Here is a 23,541-nt window from a genome sequence, read left to right on the forward strand (position 1 = left end):
TCTTGTTTTTTAATTTTAAAAGTTAAGTTCTAGACCGAACAATAATGTTGATGTGAATGGTACTATGTTTCCAGACACTGCATTACTACCTGCTTCAGGATCCAATCCATCTTTTACATTAGAAAGTACAAATAAGTCATTCCCTGTTATTGACAAACGTAGTCTTTCAATCCCTACTTTGTTGGTTGCAGTTGCAGGAAGTGTATAACCCACAGATAGTACTTTCGCTCTTAAATATCTTGCTTTTATAATATTAATATCGTTTGTATGAGCATAGTTCCAAGTATTACGAGATCCATTTGCAGACATAATTGGTTGTTCTGCACCTGTATTTTCTGATGTCCATGCAGTATCTAAGAAAGAAACATTTTGATTTTGCCACCAACGTTTCCATGGGTAAGCCAATGTCTCTGTACGAACAATATTTTGATTTGCTACACCTTGAAAAAAGGCACTAAAATCAAATCCTTTGTATTGAGCACCAAGACTGATACCAAAACTATTATGAGGATTTGCATCTCCTAAATAAACTAAATCTGCAGATGTAATGGTACCATCACCATTTGTATCAACACGTTTTACACTTCCTGGTGTCAAGCGGTTCTGCGTTGTATAAGCAGGTAATAATGTTCCCGTTTTCATACCGCTTTGATTAGCAGGATCAATAAAACCAAGTTGGTTGTAATACTCTAAAACTTCTGCTTCAGTTTGAAACAATCCTTCTGATTTATAACCGAATATAGAATTAAGAGGTCTTCCTTCTACAGTTTTGTTTTCTCCTGGTGCATATGCAGAGGTGTTGTCCATTCTAGTAATTTTACTTTTACTATCCCAAACCATAACGCCAACATTGTATTTAAAATCTCCAATGTTATCTTTCCAGTTTACAGAAAGTTCCCAACCATTACTAGTAAAGTCACCTGAATTTGTTTTTGGTGCTGTAGCTCCTAATACTTGATTGTAAGTGATTGAAGTTAACATTCCTAAATTTTTACGGTTAAATACTTCAAATACAGTTTTCAAACGATTGTCAAGAACTGCAAAGTCAACTCCGTAATTGGTGGTTGCAACGCGTTCCCAAGTACGATCAATACTTCTCAATGCAGCAATCCATGCAGTATTACTTTGAGTAGGAGTAGCTCCAAATACTGTAGATCCTGTGCTAATTTCAGAAATGTAATCGTATGCATCTATACCTGTAACCGAAGCTGTTTCACCATAAGAAGTATATATTTTTAAATTATTAAAAACATTTAAATCTTTAACAAAATCAAACTTATGTAAATTCACACCAGCAGAACCACTGTAGAAATTTTTCCATCTGTAATCAGGGTGTAAACGAGAGGATCCATCTCTACGACCTAATGCTTCTACCAAAAAGATACCATCATAGTCATAATTTACTTTACCAATGTATGATACTAAACCTAGAGCTTCCGATCCAGAACTAAATTTTGAACCATTGGTTTGTGTGTAATTTATTCCTCCGGTTATTTGGGTTGTAATGTCTCCAGTATTAATATCATCTAAATCATCAGATGCCATATTAGATCTTGACGAATAATATCTATTTGATTGTTGTAGTTCACTAGTAAATCCAAGTAATGTTGAGAAGTTATGTTTTCCAAAAGAGTGTTGGTAGTTGGCTTGCAATACGTGGTTCTGGAAATTTACTTTCGTTTCGTATAATTTGATGTACGAGTTTAATAAATTATTTCCTGACACTCCTAAATTTCCGTCCCAGTCATAATTAGTAACCGATTTTTTTCTTTCAGAACGTAAACCATTACGAGTACTCATATTACCAAAATAAGTAAATGTTAATCCTTTTACATATTGATCTAAGTCTAAAATTAATTTGGCTCCTAAACGAAATATTTTTTCATCGGTAATTGTTCTACCACCCTCATCCAATCTAGAGAGAATATTGTTTCCTCCAAAAATATCATAGTATTGTCCTTGTTCATTGTACAATGGGAAAATATTCATATCATTAATAGATTCTCCAACTCCTAGAGTAGGTTCGTCTACAATTCTATTGTCATAAGACATATTGAATTCTGTTTTAATTAAGTCGCTAACTTTATAAGTTACATTAGTTCTAAAGTTGTACTTTTTTGCACCATCATAAACAAAACTTATCGGAGAACGATCATTTGCATAACTTACAGATGTTCTGTACGTAGCATTTTCATTACCACCAGAAACAGATAAGTTGTGTCTTTTTGAGATAGTAGAACCGTAAACAGCGTCAAATTGATCTACTTCTGCAAAACGGTGGTCTTTACCCCCTAAGAAAAAAGAATCTGGAGCAACAGGAAAAGTCCCATTTGCAATTGATTCAAAATTTTCTCTTGTTAGACCTAGCCTCAAAGTCCCAGTAGATTGTTGTGTGGCCCCATTACCATCGATATATGAGAAGGTGTCATTTTTAAGTGTCTGTACAAACATTTCTCCCCATTTTTGCATACCTGCAACTGGCATTTTTCCAGCCATGTTTACTTGAGTTTCTCCATTGTAACTCACCTTCATTTTTCCTTGCTTTCCTTTTTTGGTTGTAACCAAGATTACACCACCAGCTGCTTTTGTACCATATATTGCTGCGGCACCATCTTTAAGTACAGAATAGCTTTCTATATCGTTAGGGTTGATAGTTGCCAATTGCCATTCTGGAATTTCCAGTCCATCTACCAAGATAAGTGGTCCAATTCCGTTCACAGAAATGTCTCCACGTATTTTAATGTTAGTTCCTTCATTACCAGGACGAGAAGATGAACGTGTGATCACCAATCCAGGAACTTCACCTTGTAATGCCAAAGTAGCATTTGATGTTCCCTTACCTCTTAAGATATCATCACCCTTAACTTGTGTGACAGATCCTGTAAGCGTTTCTTTCTTCTGAGTTCCAAAACCTACAACGATAACTTCATCCAGTATGTTTTTGTCTGATTTTAAAGTGGTATTGATTGAAGAATTGCTTCCTACTTTGATTTCTTGAGTAGTAAAACCCATATAGGTAAATACAAGTGTTGCATTTGCTGGGACACTAATACTGTATTTACCATCAATATCAGTAACTGTTCCTGCTTTACCTCCTTTTACAGAGACGTTCACTCCAGGTATTCCCATATTGTCATCCTCACTTATAACTGTACCAGTTATAACTTTATTTTGCTCTATTAAAGTAGTAGACGCATAACCACTGTTAGTCATAAATGATATTAAAAGAGCTAAAATCCAAAGCAGATTAGTTTTTTTTATCAGTCTTAGCTGATCATTGGTTTGTTTCATCATAAGATATTTAGTTTGTTAGTAAATAGTTTTCAATCGAACGGTCTATTGTAATTAAGTAGTAGTGTAGTTTTTTAAACTTAAAAAATAAAACGATTTTATATTTGAAAACTTGGTTATATGTTGATGGTACAATATTATAGATATTAAATAAAGAGCAGTATAAAACAATGCTCTATAATTATAAATTATAATTCATTTCACTAAATATGGGTGTTATGAGTGCATATTTAATGTTTTTATTGCTTTATAATCAATAAATAGTATTCAGGAGCAATTTATAACTTATCTATGGAATGTTAAAAATAGTAAGCGAAATCATTACCTCAATAATAACATTAGTTGTAGATTTTCTAGAGGGATATTTCTATAGTTTTATTATTTATAGCTTAAATCTATATTATAGGTCCTATATAAGCGTTCCGTTAATTATATCTCTTTAATAAATTTTATTTTAAGTTTAAAAGTCTACAGTTTTGTGAATTTTTGGAGGTACTGGAATATCCCACACCAATAAATCTCAAAATGACGAATTTTTTGATCTGCTTACTGCTAATAATCGTAATTACCCTAAATCACTAGGTTTAAGAGTGCAAATGAATAATAGTTTATAGTCTTTGGTTTATAATTTAATCAACATCTTGACCATTATCGTTAAAATTGTAACTGTAAATAAAGCTGATTTTTAGAAACGCTTTAAGAACATTAATTAAGACCGTTTATGTTTTTTGAACGGTAATAAATCGAGATGATTTTATTAAAATATAAATACAATTATAATGAGTGTAATCAAGCCGTGTTTAATTTTTGGGTTGTTTTTAATGCTATCCTGTAATTCTGCAAAAAAAGAAATGTCAACAGGATCTATTTCAAATTTTAAATCTGACTTAGTGTTGCAAAAGAATGTTGAGAAATTAAAAGAAGTTTCTCAGAGTTTGACTAATGTCGACAGCTTTCCAAGAAATGTGAAGAAAAATAAAAAGGATTGGGATTTTGTGGATGCCGCAGATTGGTGTAGCGGATTTTGGCCTGGCACATTGTGGTATGCCTATGAATCTTCCGGAGATAAAGAACTTTTAAAAGAGGCACAGCGATTTACAAATCCTCTAAAAATCATTGCTTATACTCCAGCACTAGATCACGATATAGGTTTTCAGTTGTACTGCAGTTATGGGAACGGTTATAGGCTGACTGGGAATGAGGAGTATAAAAAAATATTACTTGCAGCAGCAGATACATTAGCAACTTTATACAATCCAAAGGCGGGAACTATTTTATCATGGCCAAGTCAAGTAGGTAAATTTAAACACAATACCATCATTGATAATATGATGAATTTGGAATTACTTTTTTGGGCAGCTAAAAATGGTGGAGATCAAAAGTTATATGATATGGCTAAAAGCCATGCTGAAAAAACGATGAATTACCTTGTTCGAAAAGACAGTTCAATTTACCATGTTGGATCTTTCGATCAAAATACTGGAGAATTCTTAAGAGGGTATACGCACCAAGGATACGCAGATGAATCAATGTGGGCGAGAGGTCAAGGATGGGGAATTTACGGTTTCTCTATGGCATACAGAGAAACAGGTGATCAGGCATTTCTAGATACCGCTATCAAATTATCCGAGCACTATATCAAGAGATTACCAAAAGATGGAATTCCATACTGGGATTTTGATGATATTAAAATTCCAAATGCACCAAAAGATGCTTCGGCAGCTGGCGTAGCAGCATGCGGATTATTAGAATTATCACAATTGGTAAAAGATGAAAAATTAAAAGCGAAGTATATTAATGCTGCTACATCATATCTTGAAATATTATCAAGTAAGAAGTACTTAAGTGGTAACGAAAATCAAGCTTTACTATTACATTCTACAGGGCATCATCCTAATAATTCTGAAATTGATATTCCAATCATTTATGCAGATTATTATTATATGGAAGCGCTATTGCGTTTGAAAAAAATAAATGATGCGAAATCATAAGTAGATACTATAGAAGAAAAAAGAAAAGTTTTAATTAGTTTGGTTCAAATGTGAGAAAGAGTTGAATAGTAATTGTAAAATTATTATTCGACTTTTTTTATTGATATGTAAGGACTATTAGTTTAATTCAGTAAAAACAGCTCAAAATTATTGCACCTAAGTATTAATTTGCACTTTAAAATTTATTTTATTAATACTTTTTGGAAATTAATTCAACAATAGACACGATTCCTTTTTATCGATAATTATATTTATCGGTATATTTGTAATAAGCCTGATAAATAAATTATAATCAGAAGATTATATAAGAATTTGATTTGGAAACCCAGAACATGGTATTGTTTTTGGGAAGTGCTACAAAACTCAAGAATAAGTCCATATAGTAGACTTACTTGAAGATTGAGCTAATAAAATCTGATGGCGAAATTTAAAATACGAATAGAGTATTAGTTTGAGCTCTATTCGAAAAAAACAATCAACTCTTTATGACCAATCTTAAAGTACCATTTATCATTTTAATCTTGTTATATTCTTTTAAAATGTCTGCTCAGAATAACGAAATCATTTATTTGTGGAACACAGCTGTTCCTGACGAAACAGAAGAAAAACATCCTGCAAGGCAAACCGACAACGTATCGGGGAATGTCATGAGATTAACAGATGTTACAAATCCGACTTTGACAGTTTTTAAACCTATAAAAGCAAATAATTCAAAGGGTGGAGTGATAGTATGTCCTGGAGGTGGTTATTCTATTTTGGCAATTGATTTAGAAGGCTACGAAATTGCTAAATGGTTAAATGAGTTAGGATATACCGCATTTGTATTAGAGTACCGTGTGCCTAAAAAAGCGCAGGGAGCAGCGCAAGATATTCAAAGGGCTATAAAAATGGTACGAAGTAGAGCTTCTGATTTTAACCTAGATACCGAAAAGATAGGTTTAATAGGTTTCTCAGCAGGTGCCCACTTGTCCGCTTTGGCAACTACAAACAGTAAAATTGATTTTTATAAGAAGCAAGATGCAATAGATGATTTATCGGCAAAGTCCAATTTTACAATGCTTATATATCCTGCTTATTTAGACAAGGGAGAAAATAAAACAATCGATCCCGCATTTACATTTGACAAACAAACACCTCCTTTTTTTATTTTCGGGACAAGTGATGATCCTTATGGTAACAGTGGGCTTGTGATGGGACAAGCTATACGAGATAATAAAACTTCTGTTGAGCTCCATATGTATAATTCTGGAGGTCATGGTTACGGTCTTCGAAAAGGAAAAAAAGCAGCAGAAATATGGCCAAAACTCGCAGCAGATTGGCTTGAAACTATTGTGTTTTCAAAAAATAAAATATAACGATTGCTAACTATTTTTGAGAATAAACTTCGGTAAATTTTCGTATCATAATCAAATTAAAAGAATCATTTCCTTCTTTTTTTAGTATCAATAAAATTTTATTTGATAATAGAATAAGTACGCTTGTATGGCATTTAATTTGTCGTTAAATGTTAAAAACATACAGCCGAATTTTAATCAATTTATACTTCATTTTAGATCCTTTTTTCATCTAGAACTGGAATGTTTTGTCAAAATCCATAGTTGCTTTTCGCCTTTATAAAAAAGTTCTTAATTGCCTTTGAACCCTGACTGCATCTTCTCATACTGCACTATTACAGTGATTGGAGCAAATGAGCAATAGTTTATAACTAATGGTTTATAATTTATATTTAAAAACAATTATTGTTTTTAAACTTGTAACAGCTATTAGTTTGCAAATAAAAAACTGTTATCACGTAGCTTCGGTATTTTGAAAAAAATAAAAATTTAGAAATGAAAAGAATAATCTGCAGCGCTTTGACGCTTTTAGTTTTTAATACTATAATTGCTCAAAAAGCAGTGCCACCAACTGAGATTAAATCAAAACAAATCTCAGAAGAAGAACGTATGGCTTGGTGGGAAGAAGCTCGTTTTGGAATGTTTATTCACTGGGGAATTTATACGGTTCCTGCAGGATTTTACAAAGGCGTGGCACAAACCAATAGTGGGGAGTGGATTATGAATAAAGGCAAGATCCCGATAGCAGAATATGAAAAATTTGCAGATCAATTTAATCCTTCAAAATTTAATGCAAATGAGTTCGTCGCTTTAGCCAAAGAAGCTGGTATGAAATATATGGTAATAACGGCTAAGCACCATGACGGTTTTTCTATGTTTGATTCGAAAGCGAGTGACTATAATATTGTTGATGCTACACCTTTTAAACGCGATGTTTTAAAAGAACTAGCAAAGGCCTGCCAAGAGCAAGGTATAAAATTCGGCTTTTATTATTCACAAGCTCAAGACTGGCATCACCCAGGTGGTATGGGGAATACTTGGGACACAACGATGAAACGTGTAAGTAGTGATGAATATGTGTATCAAAAAGCACTTCCAGAGGTAAAGCAGTTGCTGACAGAATATGGTCCAATTTCTGTTTTTTGGTGGGATACTCCTAGAGCAATGACAAAAGCAGTTGTCGATAGTTTACATCATATAACTAGAGCATTACAGCCAAATATTATAACAAATGACCGTTTGGGCGATGATTATCCTGGTGATCACAAAACGTTTGAACGTAACGGACCAAGATACCAACCAGAAGCAAAATATTGGGAATTATGCCAACCAATAAGTGGTAGTTGGGGATACCGATCAGATGATAATAACTTTAATTCTACAACAACTTTAATTCGCAATTTGATCAATCAGAGTAGTAAAGGAGGTAATTATTTATTAAATGTAAGTCCGACTAATGAAGGTATTTTAAGACCCGAAGCCACAGAACGTATGAAAGCTATTGGAGTTTGGATGGAAAAAAATAAAGAAGCCATTTATGGCACACAAGCTAGCCCAACAGCCGCTGAACCAGAATGGGGAAGAATCACCATGAAAACGATGGCAAATAAAGGGCTTCTTTACCTACACGTTTACGATTGGAAAAACGGCACTACAATCCCAGTTAGATTAAAAAATAATGTAGAAGCATGTTATTTACTTACTGATAAAAATAGAAAATTTATGACTAAATCAGTAGATGGCGGTATTGAGGTGCAGTTAACGGGGGAAGCACCAGATAAAGTTGCATCTGTGATTGTACTGCAATTAAAAGAAATGCCGAATGCTTTGCCGCAATTACCACTAGGTCAAGATGAAACTGGTCTTGTGACATTGCCTGCTTTTAGAGCACAGTATGAAAACCTGCAAGGTCCCGGAGCGCAGTACGACGATCATATGGATACGGTAGGAAGTTGGGATAGCGAGACTGCGAGGGTATACTGGTCGTTTGATATAACAAACCCAGGTATGTTTAATGTAGCTGGTTCATTTTTCACAGAAGAAGGTACAGAGTTAAGCATTACATTAAATGGTCAAACAAAAAACATCAAAATTCCATCAACTGGAGATAATTCCAAACGATTTAAAGAAATAAATTTAGGCGAATTTAAAGTGGATAAAGCAGGGAAATATGAAATTTCATTTATGCCTGATGCCAAAAATTGGAAAACAACAACTTTGAAGGAAGTGAAATTACAACCAATCAAAAAATAATCAGTTGAGCCAAAATATGAAATATATCATCTTCTTTTTTATTGGAATTATCGCCTCTAGCAATGCGCAAAATTTCATATTCGATAATCTTAAAGAGGCACCGGTTAATGGCGGTCTCGAAATGAAAGATTATTGGGTATGGGGAAGTTCTGTAATAAAGGGCGAAGATGGAAAGTACCATATGTATGCGTCAAGGTGGCCAAAATTTTTACCCTTTCATCCTGGTTGGATGGTTGCTTCAGAAATTGTGCATGCTACATCCAATACAGCCGTAGGACCTTATCAGTTTCAAGATGTTGCATTAGGAGCAAGAGGGGCGCAATATTGGGACGGACGCTCTTGTCATAATCCCAAAATTGTAAAATACAAAGACACTTATATTTTATATTATATGGGTTCTACGCATCCATTTGAAGATGTAACTACAAACAATGTAAGCGAATTTGACTTGTCTAGTAAATTTTGCATTGCCGCAAGGTGGGGCAAGCGTATTGGTATTGCTACTTCAAAAAGTCCTAACGGACCTTGGACTAGACAAGACGCACCTATTTTGGAGGTGAAACCCAATTCATATTATAGTTTTTTGACTTCCAATCCCTCTCCATTAATAAAAGATGATGGGTCTGTAATTTTACTGTTTAAGGGGCGATCTTACAAAGACGACGGAATTTCAAACAGTGACATGAGTATTGGAGTTGCTACAGCACCATCTTACGACGGAAAATATACAGTTGTCGGTGATAAGCCTTTGTTTTCTATAGATCATTTTGGTGAAATAGAAGATCCGCATTTATGGAATGACGCTACAGGATTTCATATGATTGCCAAAGATCAAAGAGGAGCACTAACTGGTGGGCAAGGCGATGGAGCATTGGCACATTCTATAGACGGTCTGAATTGGATAGTTGATAAAAACCCCAAAGCATATACAAAGAAAGTAAAATGGAATAACGGTAAAACTATCGTTCAAGGTCAATTAGAACGTCCTTTTGTCTTGGTCGAAAATGGTAAACCAACACATTTATTTTTCGCCACCATGGACGGAACAGGTGGTTTCGGTAACGGCACAAAAACGTGGAATATGGTTATTCCGCTGAAACAATAACAACCAATCAAACCAATAAATTTAACTAACAAAACAAACAATAGAATATGAATAAGAAAATTTTACTCTGGTCAATCACTGCGGCACTTGCAGGGTTTTTATTTGGATTTGATGTAGTAGTCATTTCAGGTGCCGACAAAAAACTGCAAGCCTTATGGGGGTCTTCTGATTCTTTTCACGGGTGGGTAGTGATGGGTATGGCATTATGGGGAACAGTAGTAGGAGCCATTTTTGGAGGAATACCTACCAATAAATATGGTCGTAAAAACACCTTAATTGTTATCGGGATTTTATTTGCTCTTTCTGCATTGGGTTCTGGTTTTGCCAACGGACCTTACTTTTTTGCTTTTGCACGCTTTGTTGGTGGTCTAGGAGTAGGTGCTTCTACAATTGCGGCTCCAGCGTATATCTCAGAAATTGCTCCAGCAAAAGACAGAGGGAGATTGGTAGCTATGTATCAATTTAATATCGTTTTCGGAATTTTAATAGCTTATTTGTCCAATTATTTATTAAGTGATATAGGAGAAAATGCATGGCGTTGGATGCTAGGAGTAGAAGCTATTCCGGCGGTTTTATATATTTTGTTTGCATTAAAAGTTCCAAAAAGTCCAAGATGGTTATTATCACAATCAAGAGTTGATGAAGCAAGAGAAGTTTTAAAAATCATTAATCCAGATATGGATGTAGAAGAGCAAATAAGAGAATTTAATGTTCACAATGAGAAAAGCGATAAGACAGAAACTATTTTTATAAAAAAATACCGTTTTCCATTAATGCTAGCTTTTTTTATTGCATTTTTCAATCAGTTTTCTGGTATTAATGCTTTTTTATACTACGCACCAAGAATTTTTGAGGCGGCAGGATTAGGAGAAAGCACAGCTTTATTGAGTAGTATTGGTATTGGTGTTACAAATTTAATATTTACCTTATTAGGAGTGTTTCTGATTGATAAATTAGGTAGAAAAACATTGATGTATATCGGCTCGATAGGTTATATTATTTCTTTAAGTCTAGTGTCTGCCGCCTTCTTTTTGGGTTGGACAGGAATGGCAATTCCAGTTTTCTTGTTTTTATTTATCGCAGCGCATGCCATTGGTCAAGGAGCAGTAATTTGGGTTTTTATTTCAGAGATTTTCCCAAATCATTTGAGAGCGTCGGGTCAAGCATTTGGTAGCTCCACCCACTGGGTATTGGCGGCACTTATTCCATCATTAATTCCATTTTTATTTAGTCATCCAATGATTGGGCCAGGAGTTGTTTTCATGGTTTTTGCAGGAATGATGGTTTTTCAATTATTATTTGTAGCTTTCTTCATGCCAGAAACAAAAGGAAAAACACTAGAAGAATTAGAAGAAATTATTCTAAAATAAATTATAATTAACAGAGAATGAAAAATATAATAAACATTGCATTTTGTGTTTTATTTACAATTACTATGCAAGCATCAAGTGTTGATACGCTTATGGTGCATAGTAAATCTATGGATAAAAAAATAAAAAATGTAGTCATTCTTCCCGATGCTTACAATAAAAAAGCGGCGGCTTATTCAGTAGTATATTTGCTGCATGGTGCGGGCGGAGATCATAAAGCTTGGTTAGAAAAAGCACCCGATATTAGAGCATATGCAGACCAGTACAATGTGATTATTGTTTGTCCTGACGGTAATAAGACCAGTTGGTATTTTGACAGTCCTATTGACAAAAAAATGCAATATGAAACATACATTACACAAGAATTGATTACAACCGTCGACAAAGAATACAATACTCTTGCCGATAAAAAGCACAGAGCAATTTCGGGCTATAGCATGGGTGGACACGGGGCATTGTATCTAGCATTTAAGCATCAAGATATTTGGGGGGTAGCCGCTAGTATGAGTGGTGGTGTAGACATAAGACCTTTCCCTCTAAGCTGGGAAATTTCAAGAAGGCTTGGAGTTTATGCACAAAATAAAGAAGTTTGGGAGAACAACACCGTGATAAATATGACTCACTTATTGGATGGTAAAAATCTAAAATTTCTTTTTGACTGTGGTGTAGATGATTTCTTTTATGATGCAAACCTTAGACTACATCAAAAATTAGTAGAACGAAATATTCCTCATGATTATATTGAACGTCCAGGAGGACATACCAATAACTATTGGAGTAATTCAATTAAATATCAGATGCTTTTTTTTAAAGAATTTTTTAAAGACTAAATACAAATGAATAGCAGAGCACTCAAAATTTCATTGATAGCGGTAGGTTTAATTTATTGCAGCACAATTAATTTGTATGCGCAAGTAAAAAGAGACAAGCAACAACCCAACATCATTTTACTTCTATGTGATGATTTAGGGTACGGAGATTTGTCTTCTTTTGGGCATCCTATCATTAAGACGCCAAATTTGGATAAACTTGCAAAGTCGGGCATTAAGTTGACCAATTTTTATTCCACTGCTCCCGTTTGTTCACCGTCGAGAGTGGGACTTCTGACGGGTCGTAGCCCTAACCGTGCTGGTGTATATGACTTTATTCCGGGTCCTAAGAAGAGCGAAGACAATCGAGATTTGGTACACCTGCAAGCTAGTGAGCAAACCATTCCGGCGGTTTTAAAGTCGGCAGGATACGCGACTTGCTTGGTAGGGAAGTGGCATTGTAATTCAAAGTTCAATTCGAAAGAGCAACCACAGCCCAATGACTTTGGTTTTGACTATTGGATGGCAACGCATAATAATGCTGTTCCTAGTCATGAAAATCCAAGTAATTTTATTCGAAATGGAGATAAAGTTGGAGAGATAACAGGATTTAGTAGTCAGATAATTGTAAGTGAAGCGATGCAATGGTTGGATAAGAGAACTACCAATAAGCCTTTTTTCCTAGAAGTTGCTTTTCATGAACCTCATGAGCCCATTGCTTCTCCTGAAGATTTAGTTCAAAAATATCTACCTCTTGCAAAAACCAGAGAACAAGCAGAATATTTTGCCAACGTAGGAAATGTTGATCTAGCTGTAGGTCGTTTGATTGCTTATTTAGAAAAAAATAAAATTGATAATACTTTAGTTGTTTTCACATCAGATAACGGACCCGAAACGCTTATGAGATATGGTGATAAAGCCAAACATTCTTATGGTTCGCCTGGAGAATTAAAAGGTATGAAGTTATGGACCAACGAAGCTGGTTTTAGAGTGCCATGTATCATGAATTGGGTTGGCGGTAAAACGATTTCAGGCACATCAGATAAAATTGTTTCTGCACTTGATTTTCTACCCACATTTGCCGAGTTAGCAGGCGCTACTTTGCCTGACAGAACTTTAGACGGTCAATCTTTTACCTCCTTATTAAAAAAAGGAAATTTCGAAAGAAAAAAACCTCTTTTATGGGCATTTTATGATGCTATAAATGAGCGAATGGTTGCAATGAGAAAAGGCGACTGGAAAATTATGGCTCGATTAGAAGTAGATAATGCAGCAGTACCTAATTTTCATAATCTGTATGATGGAAACGAAGCATATATAAAAAGTGCAAAATTGACAGATTATGTTTTGTTTAATTTGAAAGATGATGTCAAAGAATCGAAAGATTTATCGGCTAAGAATCAAGTCCTTTTCGAACAAATGAAAAAAGACATGAATATTCAATACCAAGAATTATTGGCAGGAAGCCATGTATGGGTACGACCAAAAGAATAAATCAAAAGAATAAAAATAATATGCAAAGATATACTACAATGAATATTGTAATTGCTTCTACTTAACTGCTGTTTTTAAAGGAAATGTAGTTTATAAAGTACTATTAGCATCCCGTTTGGAACTTTAATAAAGAGATCCCGATTTTTATAGCTATTTGTCCATATTAAAAGTTGAAAACTCCATTACAGAAGAGCAATAGAGAACTAATTTTAAAGAAGTAAAAATTGCACCTAGTAAATCCAATCATTTTTTTGAGATTAAGAAAAACCAAAACTATAAAAACCAAAAAAACAATAAAATGAAACCAACCGCCATACGTTCAAATAGAGTTCTATTAAGTTTGTTTACTGTCGCCCTATTTACTTTTTCTCAAAATGGGACAGCACAAACAGCCTCGACAAAAAAAGCCTCTTTAAAATTGGAAACGGTAAAAGGAGCTAAAAAACGCAATGTTATATTCATTTTGACAGATGATCATCGTTATGATTTCATGGGTTTTACGGGTAAAGTGCCGTGGTTAAAAACACCTCATTTAGATCGAATGGCCAAAGAAGGAGCACATATGAAAAATGCCTTTGTGACAACTTCTCTATGCTCACCAAGTCGTGCAAGTATATTAACGGGGCAGTATTCGCATGTACATACCATAGTCGACAATGTGGCACCAGATCCTGGTAACTTAACTTACTTTCCTGAGTATCTTCAAAAAGCGGGATATCAAACCTCTTTTTTTGGTAAATGGCACATGGGAGATCATAATGACAATCCACGACCAGGTTTTACCCATTGGGAAAGTTTTGCAGGTCAAGGAGATTACTACGCACCAAATTTAAACATCAACGGTAAAAATGTGCAGTACGATGATGAAACCTATGTTACCGATTTATTAACCGAACATGCAGTTGACTGGTTGGACAAAAGAGATAAAGAGAAACCATTTTTTATGTATTTATCCCATAAAGCAGTACACGCAATGTTTTTTCCGGCCAAGCGTCATGCAGGTATGTATGCAGGTAAGAAAATCGATAAACCAGATAGCTATACACAAACAATTGGGTCAGAATACAAAAAGTTAAACTGGCCAGATTGGGTAAAAAGACAGCGTGACAGCTGGCATGGTGTGGATTATATGTACCACGGTACTGCCGACGGAACTTTCGATGATTTAGTACAACGTTATTGTGAAACCTTGATGGGAGTAGATGATAGTGTAGGAACTATAATGGACTGGTTAAAAGCAAACGGACTTGATGAATCGACCATGATTGTCTATATGGGAGATAACGGTTTTAGTTGGGGAGAACACGGATTGATTGATAAACGCCATTTCTACGAAGAGTCGGTAAAAGTTCCTATGTTAGTGCGTTGTCCAGAAGTTTTTGAAGGAGGACAAACGATCGAACGTATGGTTCAAAACGTAGATATTGCTCCAACAGTTCTAGAAGCGGCAGGTTTACAAAAGCCAGCTTACATGCCAGGTAAGTCATTTATCCAGTTATTAAAAGGGGACGAAACCAATTGGAGAGAAAAGATATTTTACGAATACTATTTTGAATATGATTTTCCAATGACACCAACTGTATTTGGAGTACGTACAGACAAATACAAATACATAAGATATAATGGAATCTGGGATACTAATGAATTGTATGATCTTGAAAATGATCCAAACGAACTAGTTAATTTAATAGATAAGCCAGAGTTGCAACCACTGATCAAAGAATATGCAAATAGCTTATACGACTGGTTAGAAAACACAAACGGTATGCAAATCCCATTAAAGCGTAATGTATTTCATCGTATCGGTGATTACGAGCATCCAGATCAATATTAATGTTTAGATGGTAGAAATGTAATTTCGTTATTTTTTTTTCGAATGAGAAAAAATAAGGAATGTGCTTAAAAATACTTTTTGCATGCATTTTTAAGTACTACAATCAAACGATTAAATCACATAAAAATATTTACGAAAAGTTGTTTTGACAGTGAGTTAAAACAAAAAATAAGCGTTTAATGAAAATTTCAAAACACATCACTTTATTTTTCTCATTGTTTGTTGCAGTGATCAATGTGCATGCTCAAAATTCAGACAATCATCCTCGATTGTTGGTAGAGCATAAAGATAGAACAGACTTAATACAAAAGATAGAAAAAGAAGATTGGGCCAAATCCTCTTGGAATAAATTGCTGAGTGAAATCAATCCTTATGTGAATCGCCATGTTAAAGATTCGGCATGGATTGTATCTAGGTTAGCGATGTACTGGAAGTCAGATTCTCACTTCACACAATGTTACATAAAAGATGAAAATTGGGACTATGGGGAGGGTAATGCACCCGTTCCCACGGTACGTTTACCTGGTATGCGTACGTGGAACGAGTATGTTAACGTACCTCTTGAAGATAGAATTCCGTATAATGAATCTGGAGATTTGTTGGGTATCAGTCGTTCAAGTGCTGATAAAACACCAGTTTTGGTTCCTTATAAAAAGTCGGGCCATATGATTCGTGGCAATAATATAGAAATATTAGAACTGGCAGAAAAAGCCGCTTTTGCTTATTACATCACGCAAGATGAAAAATATGCCAAGTTTTCTTCTGATATTTTTTGGACATGGTTATTGGGGACTTATTATATGAATCCACCTTTGGATCCTGAAAAATCAAGCAAAGGATACGGCGGCTACAAACCGGGAGGTATTTTAGGTTATTACGATTACGAAGTAATTCATGATGATTTACAAATTCCAGCGTCGGCAACCTACGATTTTTTATATAGTTACTTAAACACACACCCTCACCAACATTTAAAAACCTTAAAAAAATCGACGACAGAAGTAGCAGGAACAGTGTTCAAACGTTTCATTGATCTAGGACTTATAAGAGGAGGTAAAAAAGGGAACTGGAACGTAAATAGATACAAAAATATTCTAGGTAGCATGTTAATATTAGAACCCAACGATTTTTACAAAGACGGAAAAGGGAGAGAATATTACATTCCGCTTTACACCCAGAAATCCTCTGATTATACAGCTGCTTTGCCAGAAATAATGGATTATTATGATAAAAAGACAGGATTATGGCCAGAGTCACCAGGCTATGCTTCGAGCATGATTCCGATTGTTTTAGACATGGGACTTGAATTGTTTAAATCAGGTATCAATACTTTGGAAGGAAATCCAATAATTTCAAAAGCTGCATTGGCAAATTTAGGTTGGCTGGATGCACGCGGTAATTTGGTGGTTTTTGGCGATATGCGTGGCGGTCCTGCAAACATATCTTCGTTTGAATCTTTGCTAACATACTATACGTGGACAGGAGATACAGTGAAAGCAAAGGAGATGGCAACCGTTATTCGAAAAGGAATGCAATCGGGTGAGTATGATCGTAACAGTGTATCGTGGAAAGGAATTGTATTGAACCAATCTTTACCCGATTCGGGTAGTGATTTACCTTTTCGAAGAACTGCTTATTCACCCTTCCACAGACATCTCATAATGAAGAATGGAAATAGTGAAAAAAATGGTTTAATGTTTACGCTTTATGGCGGAAAAAAAGGTAGCCATTTAGCAGAAAATGGTTTGGCAATGCAATTTTACGGACAAGGTTGGGCATTAGCACCAGATGCATCTGCCTACGAGTCCTATTGGTCATCAGATTCAGAATACCACCGAGGAATTACTGGTAGCAATACTATTTTACCAGGTTATAAAGAAGGGGAACTAATAATCAATGCGATGGATCCAGCTGTAGATGTTAATGAAGGATTGTACAACAGTACAGAAACGTCAGCCAATATTTCTTTTGCTGATTTTTCAGCAGCCGAAAAACGTCGCCTGGTTGCCATGGTACGTACCTCAGAAACTACAGGTTACTATGTTGATATTTTCAGATCCAATCAAGCAGATAATGATTACATACATCACAATTTGGGGAATGCTATTGTTTTAAAAGATGATGCAAACACTAATTTAAAATTAAACAGCGCGGCTGATTTGGGCACAAAATATGACAAAGCATATTCTTTTTTTAAGAACCAACAGAAGATAAATTATTCTAAAGATCTTAATGCTACTTGGTCTATCACTACAACAAATCCCGCAATACATACCAGTATGTGGATGATGGGGCAGGAGAATAGAGTAGTTTACACCGTAGATGCACCACCGACAACATTTTTGGCAGATATTACACCGGGACAAGTAAATAAAAGTCCGCAAATGACGCCAACTCTAATCGTGCGACAAAACAATAATAATGCTGAAAAGCATCCTTTTGTAGCTGTTTTTGAATCATTCGAAACTGATAAAAAAGATATTAATTCGATTTCAAAATTAAGCAGTTCAGACAGTTTTGTAAGTCTGCTAGTTAATTCCAAAAAAAGCAAGCAATATATTTGTAATGCTACCGATGACAAACTGTATGAGCCTGTTGAAGATTTAAAATTCAGAGGGGTATTTGGAATCGTTTCAGAAAAGAATAATGATTTTGAATATTTATATTTAGGTAAAGGTAAATTACTACAAAAGGGCGGGCATACAATAGAAGCGGTTGGTGATGCTGTTTCTGCTGAGTTAAGAATCGAAAATGGCAAATATTATTATTCCTCAGATAAGGAAGTTAGAATTCAGCTTTACAAAGGCGAATCTAAAAAATATCCAGCAGCTTATAATATTCAAATAAAATAAAACACAGGTAATGAAAATAAAAATCTCTTTGGTAGTAATAACATCTTATTTTTTATTGAATACCGTTGGAACACTAGCGCAAAACAGCGTACACCCAAGAGTGTACACAACAAATGCTGCAAAGAATGATTTCATTCAATCTATTGATAAGGTTTCTTGGAAGAAAGAGTTTGTTGATGCAAAAAAGCAAAAGTTAGAAAAGTACTTGAAGTTATGGCAACAAAATCCGAACTGGTTGGTTTCTAGGTTGCAAATGAACTGGAATACCAAGCATGATAAAGTGTTTCTTAACAGTGGCGAATTTGCCTACTCATCTGGTAGTGCACCAGTGCCTACAGTGAGGTATTCTGGGACACGTGATTGGGCATCTGATTATTCGAGACCAAAATTAGAGGACGTACAACCGTATTTGGATGATCCTAGAGGTTTGTATTTGAAAAATAATAAAACCAAGAAAATGGAATGGACACATCCATCTAAAGCAGGTTTTGCTATAGAAAAAACCAACGAAGAAATAATGGGACTGGTTGAAGATGCCGCATTTTTATATTGGTTGACGGGTGATGAGAAATATGCAAAATTTGCAGCTCCTGTATTTTTAAAATATATGGAAGGGATGTACTATAGAGAAGCACCTGTTGATTTGAAGAAATCAGATCAAGCACGTATTTCTGGTCTTGCAACTTTTGAGGTGATTCATGAAGGAATTGTTGTTCCCTTAGTAACTTCATATGACTTTCTGTATACTTATCTAAAAGCGAACAATAATAATTTGGACCATTCTGTTGCTGTTTTTCAAAAATGGGGAGATCAAATTATAGTAAACGGTATTCCAGATAACAACTGGAATTTATTTCAAGCTCGATTTTTAACCTATATCGGAATAGTTTTAGATAAAAATGATACTTATAAAAATGGTAAAGGAAGTGAATATTTCCTAAAATATACCTTTGATGAGTCAACAGAACGACAATTGGCGGTTAAAGAATCTCTTTTGGTTTATGATGAAGAGACGGGTATTTGGCCAGAATCTCCATCTTATTCAGTGCATGTAATTACGACACTTTTAAGGATTTTCACATTATTGGATCATACGACAAATAACAATGAGTTCTTAAATGTTCCTATTATCGAAAAGGCTGCTTTGGCTTCTTTTCAATATTTGTTCCCTAGTGGATATCTGCTTGGTTTTGGAGATTCACACCATTCGATACTACCTCCAGAAAATTTTGAATTATTAATTTCGAACTATAAAAAATACACTCAGAAAGAAAAAGAGGTTTTGATCTCGAGTATTTTAGACAAAATGATTGCGGATAAATTATATACCAGAAAAGCATCAGATTATTTTGATTTGTTTTTTTATGTTGATGAACTACAGAAAAATAGTTCGGGAGCAAGCAGCAGTATTCAACTTATTTCGCCAACCTTTTATGCACCCAATGTGAGCATGTTCAACCAGCGCATGGGAAAAGGGTCTGATGCCGTGATGGTTTCCACCGTGGGATCATATGGTAATCATGCACATGCAAATGGTATCGCTATAGAATTGTTTGCAAACAATTATGCAATAGGTCCCGATATGGGTAAAGGACCTAGTTACTGGAATGAAGCACATAGAGAATTTTACTCACGATTTCCAGCTCACAACACAGTTGCAGTTGACGGAAAATCAGATTATAGCGCTATGAGAAGTTACCATCCTTTTTCATTAGACAATAGTTTTCCAAAATCGGGAATGACATCTATTTTTGATAAAGTGACCTTATCAAAAGTTTCGTTTCTAGAGCCACAGACTAATGCAGATCAACAACGTTTGACGGCCGTTATAAAATCAAAAACTCAAAAGCCTTATATAATCGATATTTTTAGATCTAAAAAGCAACAAGACGGCAAACAGAAGCATGAATATTTTTACCACAATATTGGTCAGTCACTTGATATATTCGATTCAAACAACAAATTAATTTCGCTTAATAGTACAGATGAGTTGAGCACTAAATATGGTGATATAAAAGGATATGATTATTTTGAAGATAAAAAGAAAGTAAAAACAGCTCAAGATATTCAAGCCGTTTTTTCTATCAAAGACAAGCAAAATAGTTTCATGAAATTATGGATTAAAGGAAATGAAAATCAAACTATTTATAGCGTAAAGAGCCCAAAGTCAAATGCATTAAGCAAAGGAACAGCTCCTGCAGATTTAGTAGAAGCAAAAGTGCCAACTCTGGTAGTAAAAAGAGATGCAGCCGCTTGGGAACAACCTTTTGCTATTGTTTTTAACCCTTATCTTGAAGGAGAAAAAAATCCTATTACTACTGTTGAATACGCTTCTTTAAAAAGTAATCCCAATGTTCAAGTTATCGAACTAACCTTGGATGATAAGGAAACAAGAGATAAAATAATTGCAACTACATCTGATCGAGATGAGGTAGAAGAAGGAGATTTTTATCAATTAGGATTGCTGTCAATTACAAGAAAGACACCTGATGCCAAAATAATGGATTTTCTTTTTTTATCTGGTATGTCTAAATTTATACAAGATGGATGGGAAATTATCGCTGCCGGAACTCCTATAACAATGTCTGTAGAAAATGAGGAGAATCAATTTGTAATTCAAAATGATGGTCCAGTTGTAATGAAAGTTCCATTTTATAAAGGTAAAAAAACGGCAGAATTAAGGATTTATGAAAATGATACATTAATCGAAACAAGACAAGGAATTCCAAGTCGTTCCAACCCGGAGCAAATCGATTTTAGATTAAGTAAAGCGTATGATAAAGTAGTAATTGTATTTTAAATCAAACAAATCAATTCGATAATAACCAAAGGATAATGAAACAAACCAAATTCTACACAACAGTAATTGCCCTGCTCTTCTCGTGCTTTATGCAAGCACAAAGTATTGCACTTTTTGTATCAAAAAAAGCGACAACAAGTAGTGATGGTAGTAAACAGAAGCCGTTTGCAACCCTCGGTGAAGCTATCAAGAAATCAAAACAGTTAAAACAAGAAGATGCTAAAGCTAGTATTGTCGTTAATATACTTCCTGGTGAATATCATTTGACTGAAGCAATCACGATACCTGCCATTTTGAGTGGGATTACAATTAAGGGTACAAGTGCGTCTGAGGTATTTTTAAAAGGATCAAGCATTCTACCAACAAAATGGGAAAAATACAATGAAAATATTTTTGTTACAACTGTTCCCCCAAACTCAAATTTTGATCAATTAATTGTCAATGATCAATCACAAATTCTAGCAAGATATCCCAACTATGATGAGCAAGCTCAATATTGGCAGGGATATGCAGCAGATGCGCTCTCGAAAGACAGAGTATCATCATGGAAGAATCCAAAAGGAGCTTATTTTAATGCTCTTCACAGTGGTAAATGGGGAGGTTTTCATTGGGTGGTGACAGGAGTTGATGCCAAAGGAGAAGCAATTTTAGAAGGTGGTCAGCAAAATAATAGAGGATCTAAGCCGCATGAAGAATACCGTATGGTAGAAAATGTTTTTGAAGAATTAGACAGTCCAGGAGAATGGTTTTTGGACAAAGACAAAAACAAACTCTATTATTGGCCGGCAAAGGGAATTTCTATTAGTAGTTCAAAATTTGAAGTTTTGGTTTTAAAGGAGTTACTGCTAGTGGTGGGAACACTAGATAATCCAGTGAGGAATGTTAGCATATCAAATATCACTTTCGAAAATACAAACCGCACTTTCATGGAGAAATTTGAACCTCTGCTGCGAAGTGATTGGACAATTTACAGAGGAAGTGTATTGTTTTTTGAAGGTACCGAGAATTGTAAAATAGAGGATAGCGAATTTAAAAAATTGGGTGGTAATGTAATCATGGCAAGCAAATACAACAAAGGATTAAAGGTAAAAGGGAATCATATTCATGACTGTGGAGCAAGTGCTATATCTTTTATTGGTGATGCTTCTGCAGTACGTTCTCCTTCTTTTAATTATGCTCAATTTGTTCCGGTAGCAGATATGGATTCTGTAGCTGGACCTAAAAACGAATTGTATCCTCGTGAATGTTTGGTAGCTGATAATTTAATCTATAGAATAGGTAGAATCGAAAAACAAACAGCGGGTGTGCAGATTTCGATGGCAATGGATATTGTCGTGCGTCACAATAGTATTTATGATGTTCCAAGAGCAGGTATTAATATTGGTGACGGAACTTGGGGTGGTCACGTACTCGAATTCAACGATGTATTCAATACAGTTCTAGAAACTAGCGATCACGGTTCATTTAACTCTTGGGGTAGAGACCGATTCTGGCACCCAAAGCGCAATGTAATGGACAGTCTTACAACTGCAAGGCCAGATATGTATTTACTAGATGCTATCAAAACAACGATTATACGTAACAATCGCTTTCGCTGTGATCATGGTTGGGATATTGACTTAGACGACGGTTCTTCCAATTATCATATTTATAACAATTTATTACTCAACAGTGGTCTTAAATTGCGTGAAGGTTTTAATCGTGTTGCAGAAAATAACATTATAGTCAATAATTCGCTGCATCCACATGTTTGGTTTGCCAATAGTGAAGACGTTTTTAAAAATAATATTATAGCAGACACTTATCAAGATGTAGGTTTATTGGGCTGGGGAAAAGAATTGGATTATAATTTTTTTGCAACAGAAGTGGCAATGATGAAATCGCAAATTTATAATAGAGATCTTCACAGTGCTTACGGATCTCCTATGTTTGTAAATTCTGCAGCACTAGATTTTTCTGTCGCAGCAAATTCACCAGCTTTAAAAATCGGTTTTAAAAACTTTCCAATGGATCAATTTGGGGTTCAGAAACCAAGTTTAAAAGCGATCGCCAAAACGCCAGAAGTACCAGTAATAAAAAGTGCTTCAGAAACAAAAGCGGCTCAGAATGCTGAGGTTTCTTGGTTACGAAATAACATCAAAAGCGTAGAATCAGAACAAGAGCAATCAGCATACGGATTGAATTCTCCAGAAGGAGTCATCATAGTACGAATATGGAACAATAGTCCTGCAGTAAAAAATGATGGTCTCAAAAAAGGTGATGTCATTTTAAAAGCAGCAAATAAAAAAGTGGCTACCGTAAAAGATTTTTTTACAATCAATGTCGAAAATAAGGAAGATACATTGGACTTGGTCATTATGCGAAATCAATCTGAAATGAAATTAACAATTAACACAAAATAACAATTT

At 34.9% G+C, this 23,541-nt stretch carries 12 protein-coding genes; 11 read left to right on the forward strand and 1 reads right to left on the reverse strand.

Annotation, left to right across the window (positions count from 1 at the left end):
- Positions 1–15: 15 nt before the first annotated feature.
- Positions 16–3,294 carry a SusC/RagA family TonB-linked outer membrane protein gene (locus LXH21_RS11475; RefSeq protein ID WP_239865957.1) on the reverse strand — a complete coding sequence of 1,093 codons (3,279 nt, stop codon included), beginning with the start codon at positions 3,292–3,294 and terminating at the stop codon, positions 16–18.
- A 776-nt stretch (positions 3,295–4,070) separates the two neighbouring features.
- On the opposite strand from LXH21_RS11475, the gene LXH21_RS11480 reads away from it, so the two are divergent.
- From LXH21_RS11480 to LXH21_RS11530, 11 genes are all read left to right on the forward strand, one after another.
- Positions 4,071–5,282, forward strand: coding sequence for a glycoside hydrolase family 88 protein (locus tag LXH21_RS11480; protein WP_239865958.1), 1,212 nt, complete (start codon positions 4,071–4,073; stop codon positions 5,280–5,282).
- A gap of 485 nt (positions 5,283–5,767) precedes the next feature.
- Positions 5,768–6,637 carry an alpha/beta hydrolase gene (locus tag LXH21_RS11485; protein WP_239865960.1) on the forward strand — a complete coding sequence of 290 codons (870 nt, stop codon included), beginning with the start codon at positions 5,768–5,770 and terminating at the stop codon, positions 6,635–6,637.
- A gap of 474 nt (positions 6,638–7,111) precedes the next feature.
- Entirely contained in the window at positions 7,112–8,869 is a 1,758-nt protein-coding gene (locus tag LXH21_RS11490) for an alpha-L-fucosidase (RefSeq protein ID WP_239865962.1), read from the forward strand.
- A 16-nt stretch (positions 8,870–8,885) separates the two neighbouring features.
- Positions 8,886–9,974 carry a glycoside hydrolase family protein gene (locus tag LXH21_RS11495; RefSeq protein WP_239865964.1) on the forward strand — a complete coding sequence of 363 codons (1,089 nt, stop codon included), beginning with the start codon at positions 8,886–8,888 and terminating at the stop codon, positions 9,972–9,974.
- Positions 9,975–10,021: 47 nt separating this feature from the next.
- Complete coding sequence (locus LXH21_RS11500) at positions 10,022–11,344, forward strand: sugar porter family MFS transporter (protein ID WP_239865966.1); 1,323 nt, start codon at positions 10,022–10,024, stop codon at positions 11,342–11,344.
- A gap of 17 nt (positions 11,345–11,361) precedes the next feature.
- Positions 11,362–12,174 (forward strand): alpha/beta hydrolase, encoded by an 813-nt coding sequence (locus tag LXH21_RS11505; protein ID WP_239865968.1) that lies wholly within the window; start codon positions 11,362–11,364, stop codon positions 12,172–12,174.
- Between the two features lie 6 nt (positions 12,175–12,180).
- Complete coding sequence (locus LXH21_RS11510; RefSeq protein WP_239865970.1) at positions 12,181–13,647, forward strand: sulfatase-like hydrolase/transferase; 1,467 nt, start codon at positions 12,181–12,183, stop codon at positions 13,645–13,647.
- A 298-nt stretch (positions 13,648–13,945) separates the two neighbouring features.
- The gene (locus tag LXH21_RS11515) at positions 13,946–15,481 is read left to right on the forward strand and encodes a sulfatase family protein (protein WP_239865973.1); all 1,536 of its coding nucleotides are present in this window, start codon (positions 13,946–13,948) and stop codon (positions 15,479–15,481) included.
- A gap of 179 nt (positions 15,482–15,660) precedes the next feature.
- Positions 15,661–18,333: a hypothetical protein gene (locus LXH21_RS11520; RefSeq protein ID WP_239865975.1), complete on the forward strand. Its 2,673-nt coding sequence runs from the start codon at positions 15,661–15,663 to the stop codon at positions 18,331–18,333.
- 10 nt (positions 18,334–18,343) lie between these two features.
- Entirely contained in the window at positions 18,344–21,133 is a 2,790-nt protein-coding gene (locus LXH21_RS11525) for a heparinase II/III domain-containing protein (RefSeq protein WP_239865976.1), read from the forward strand.
- Between the two features lie 35 nt (positions 21,134–21,168).
- On the forward strand, positions 21,169–23,535 hold the full coding sequence (locus tag LXH21_RS11530) for a PDZ domain-containing protein (protein ID WP_239865977.1): 2,367 nt from the start codon (positions 21,169–21,171) through the stop codon (positions 23,533–23,535).
- Positions 23,536–23,541 lie beyond the last annotated feature (6 nt).

Origin of the sequence: Flavobacterium algicola (assembly GCF_022399565.1) — a bacterium.
Classification (GTDB): Bacteria; Bacteroidota; Bacteroidia; order Flavobacteriales; family Flavobacteriaceae; genus Flavobacterium; species Flavobacterium algicola.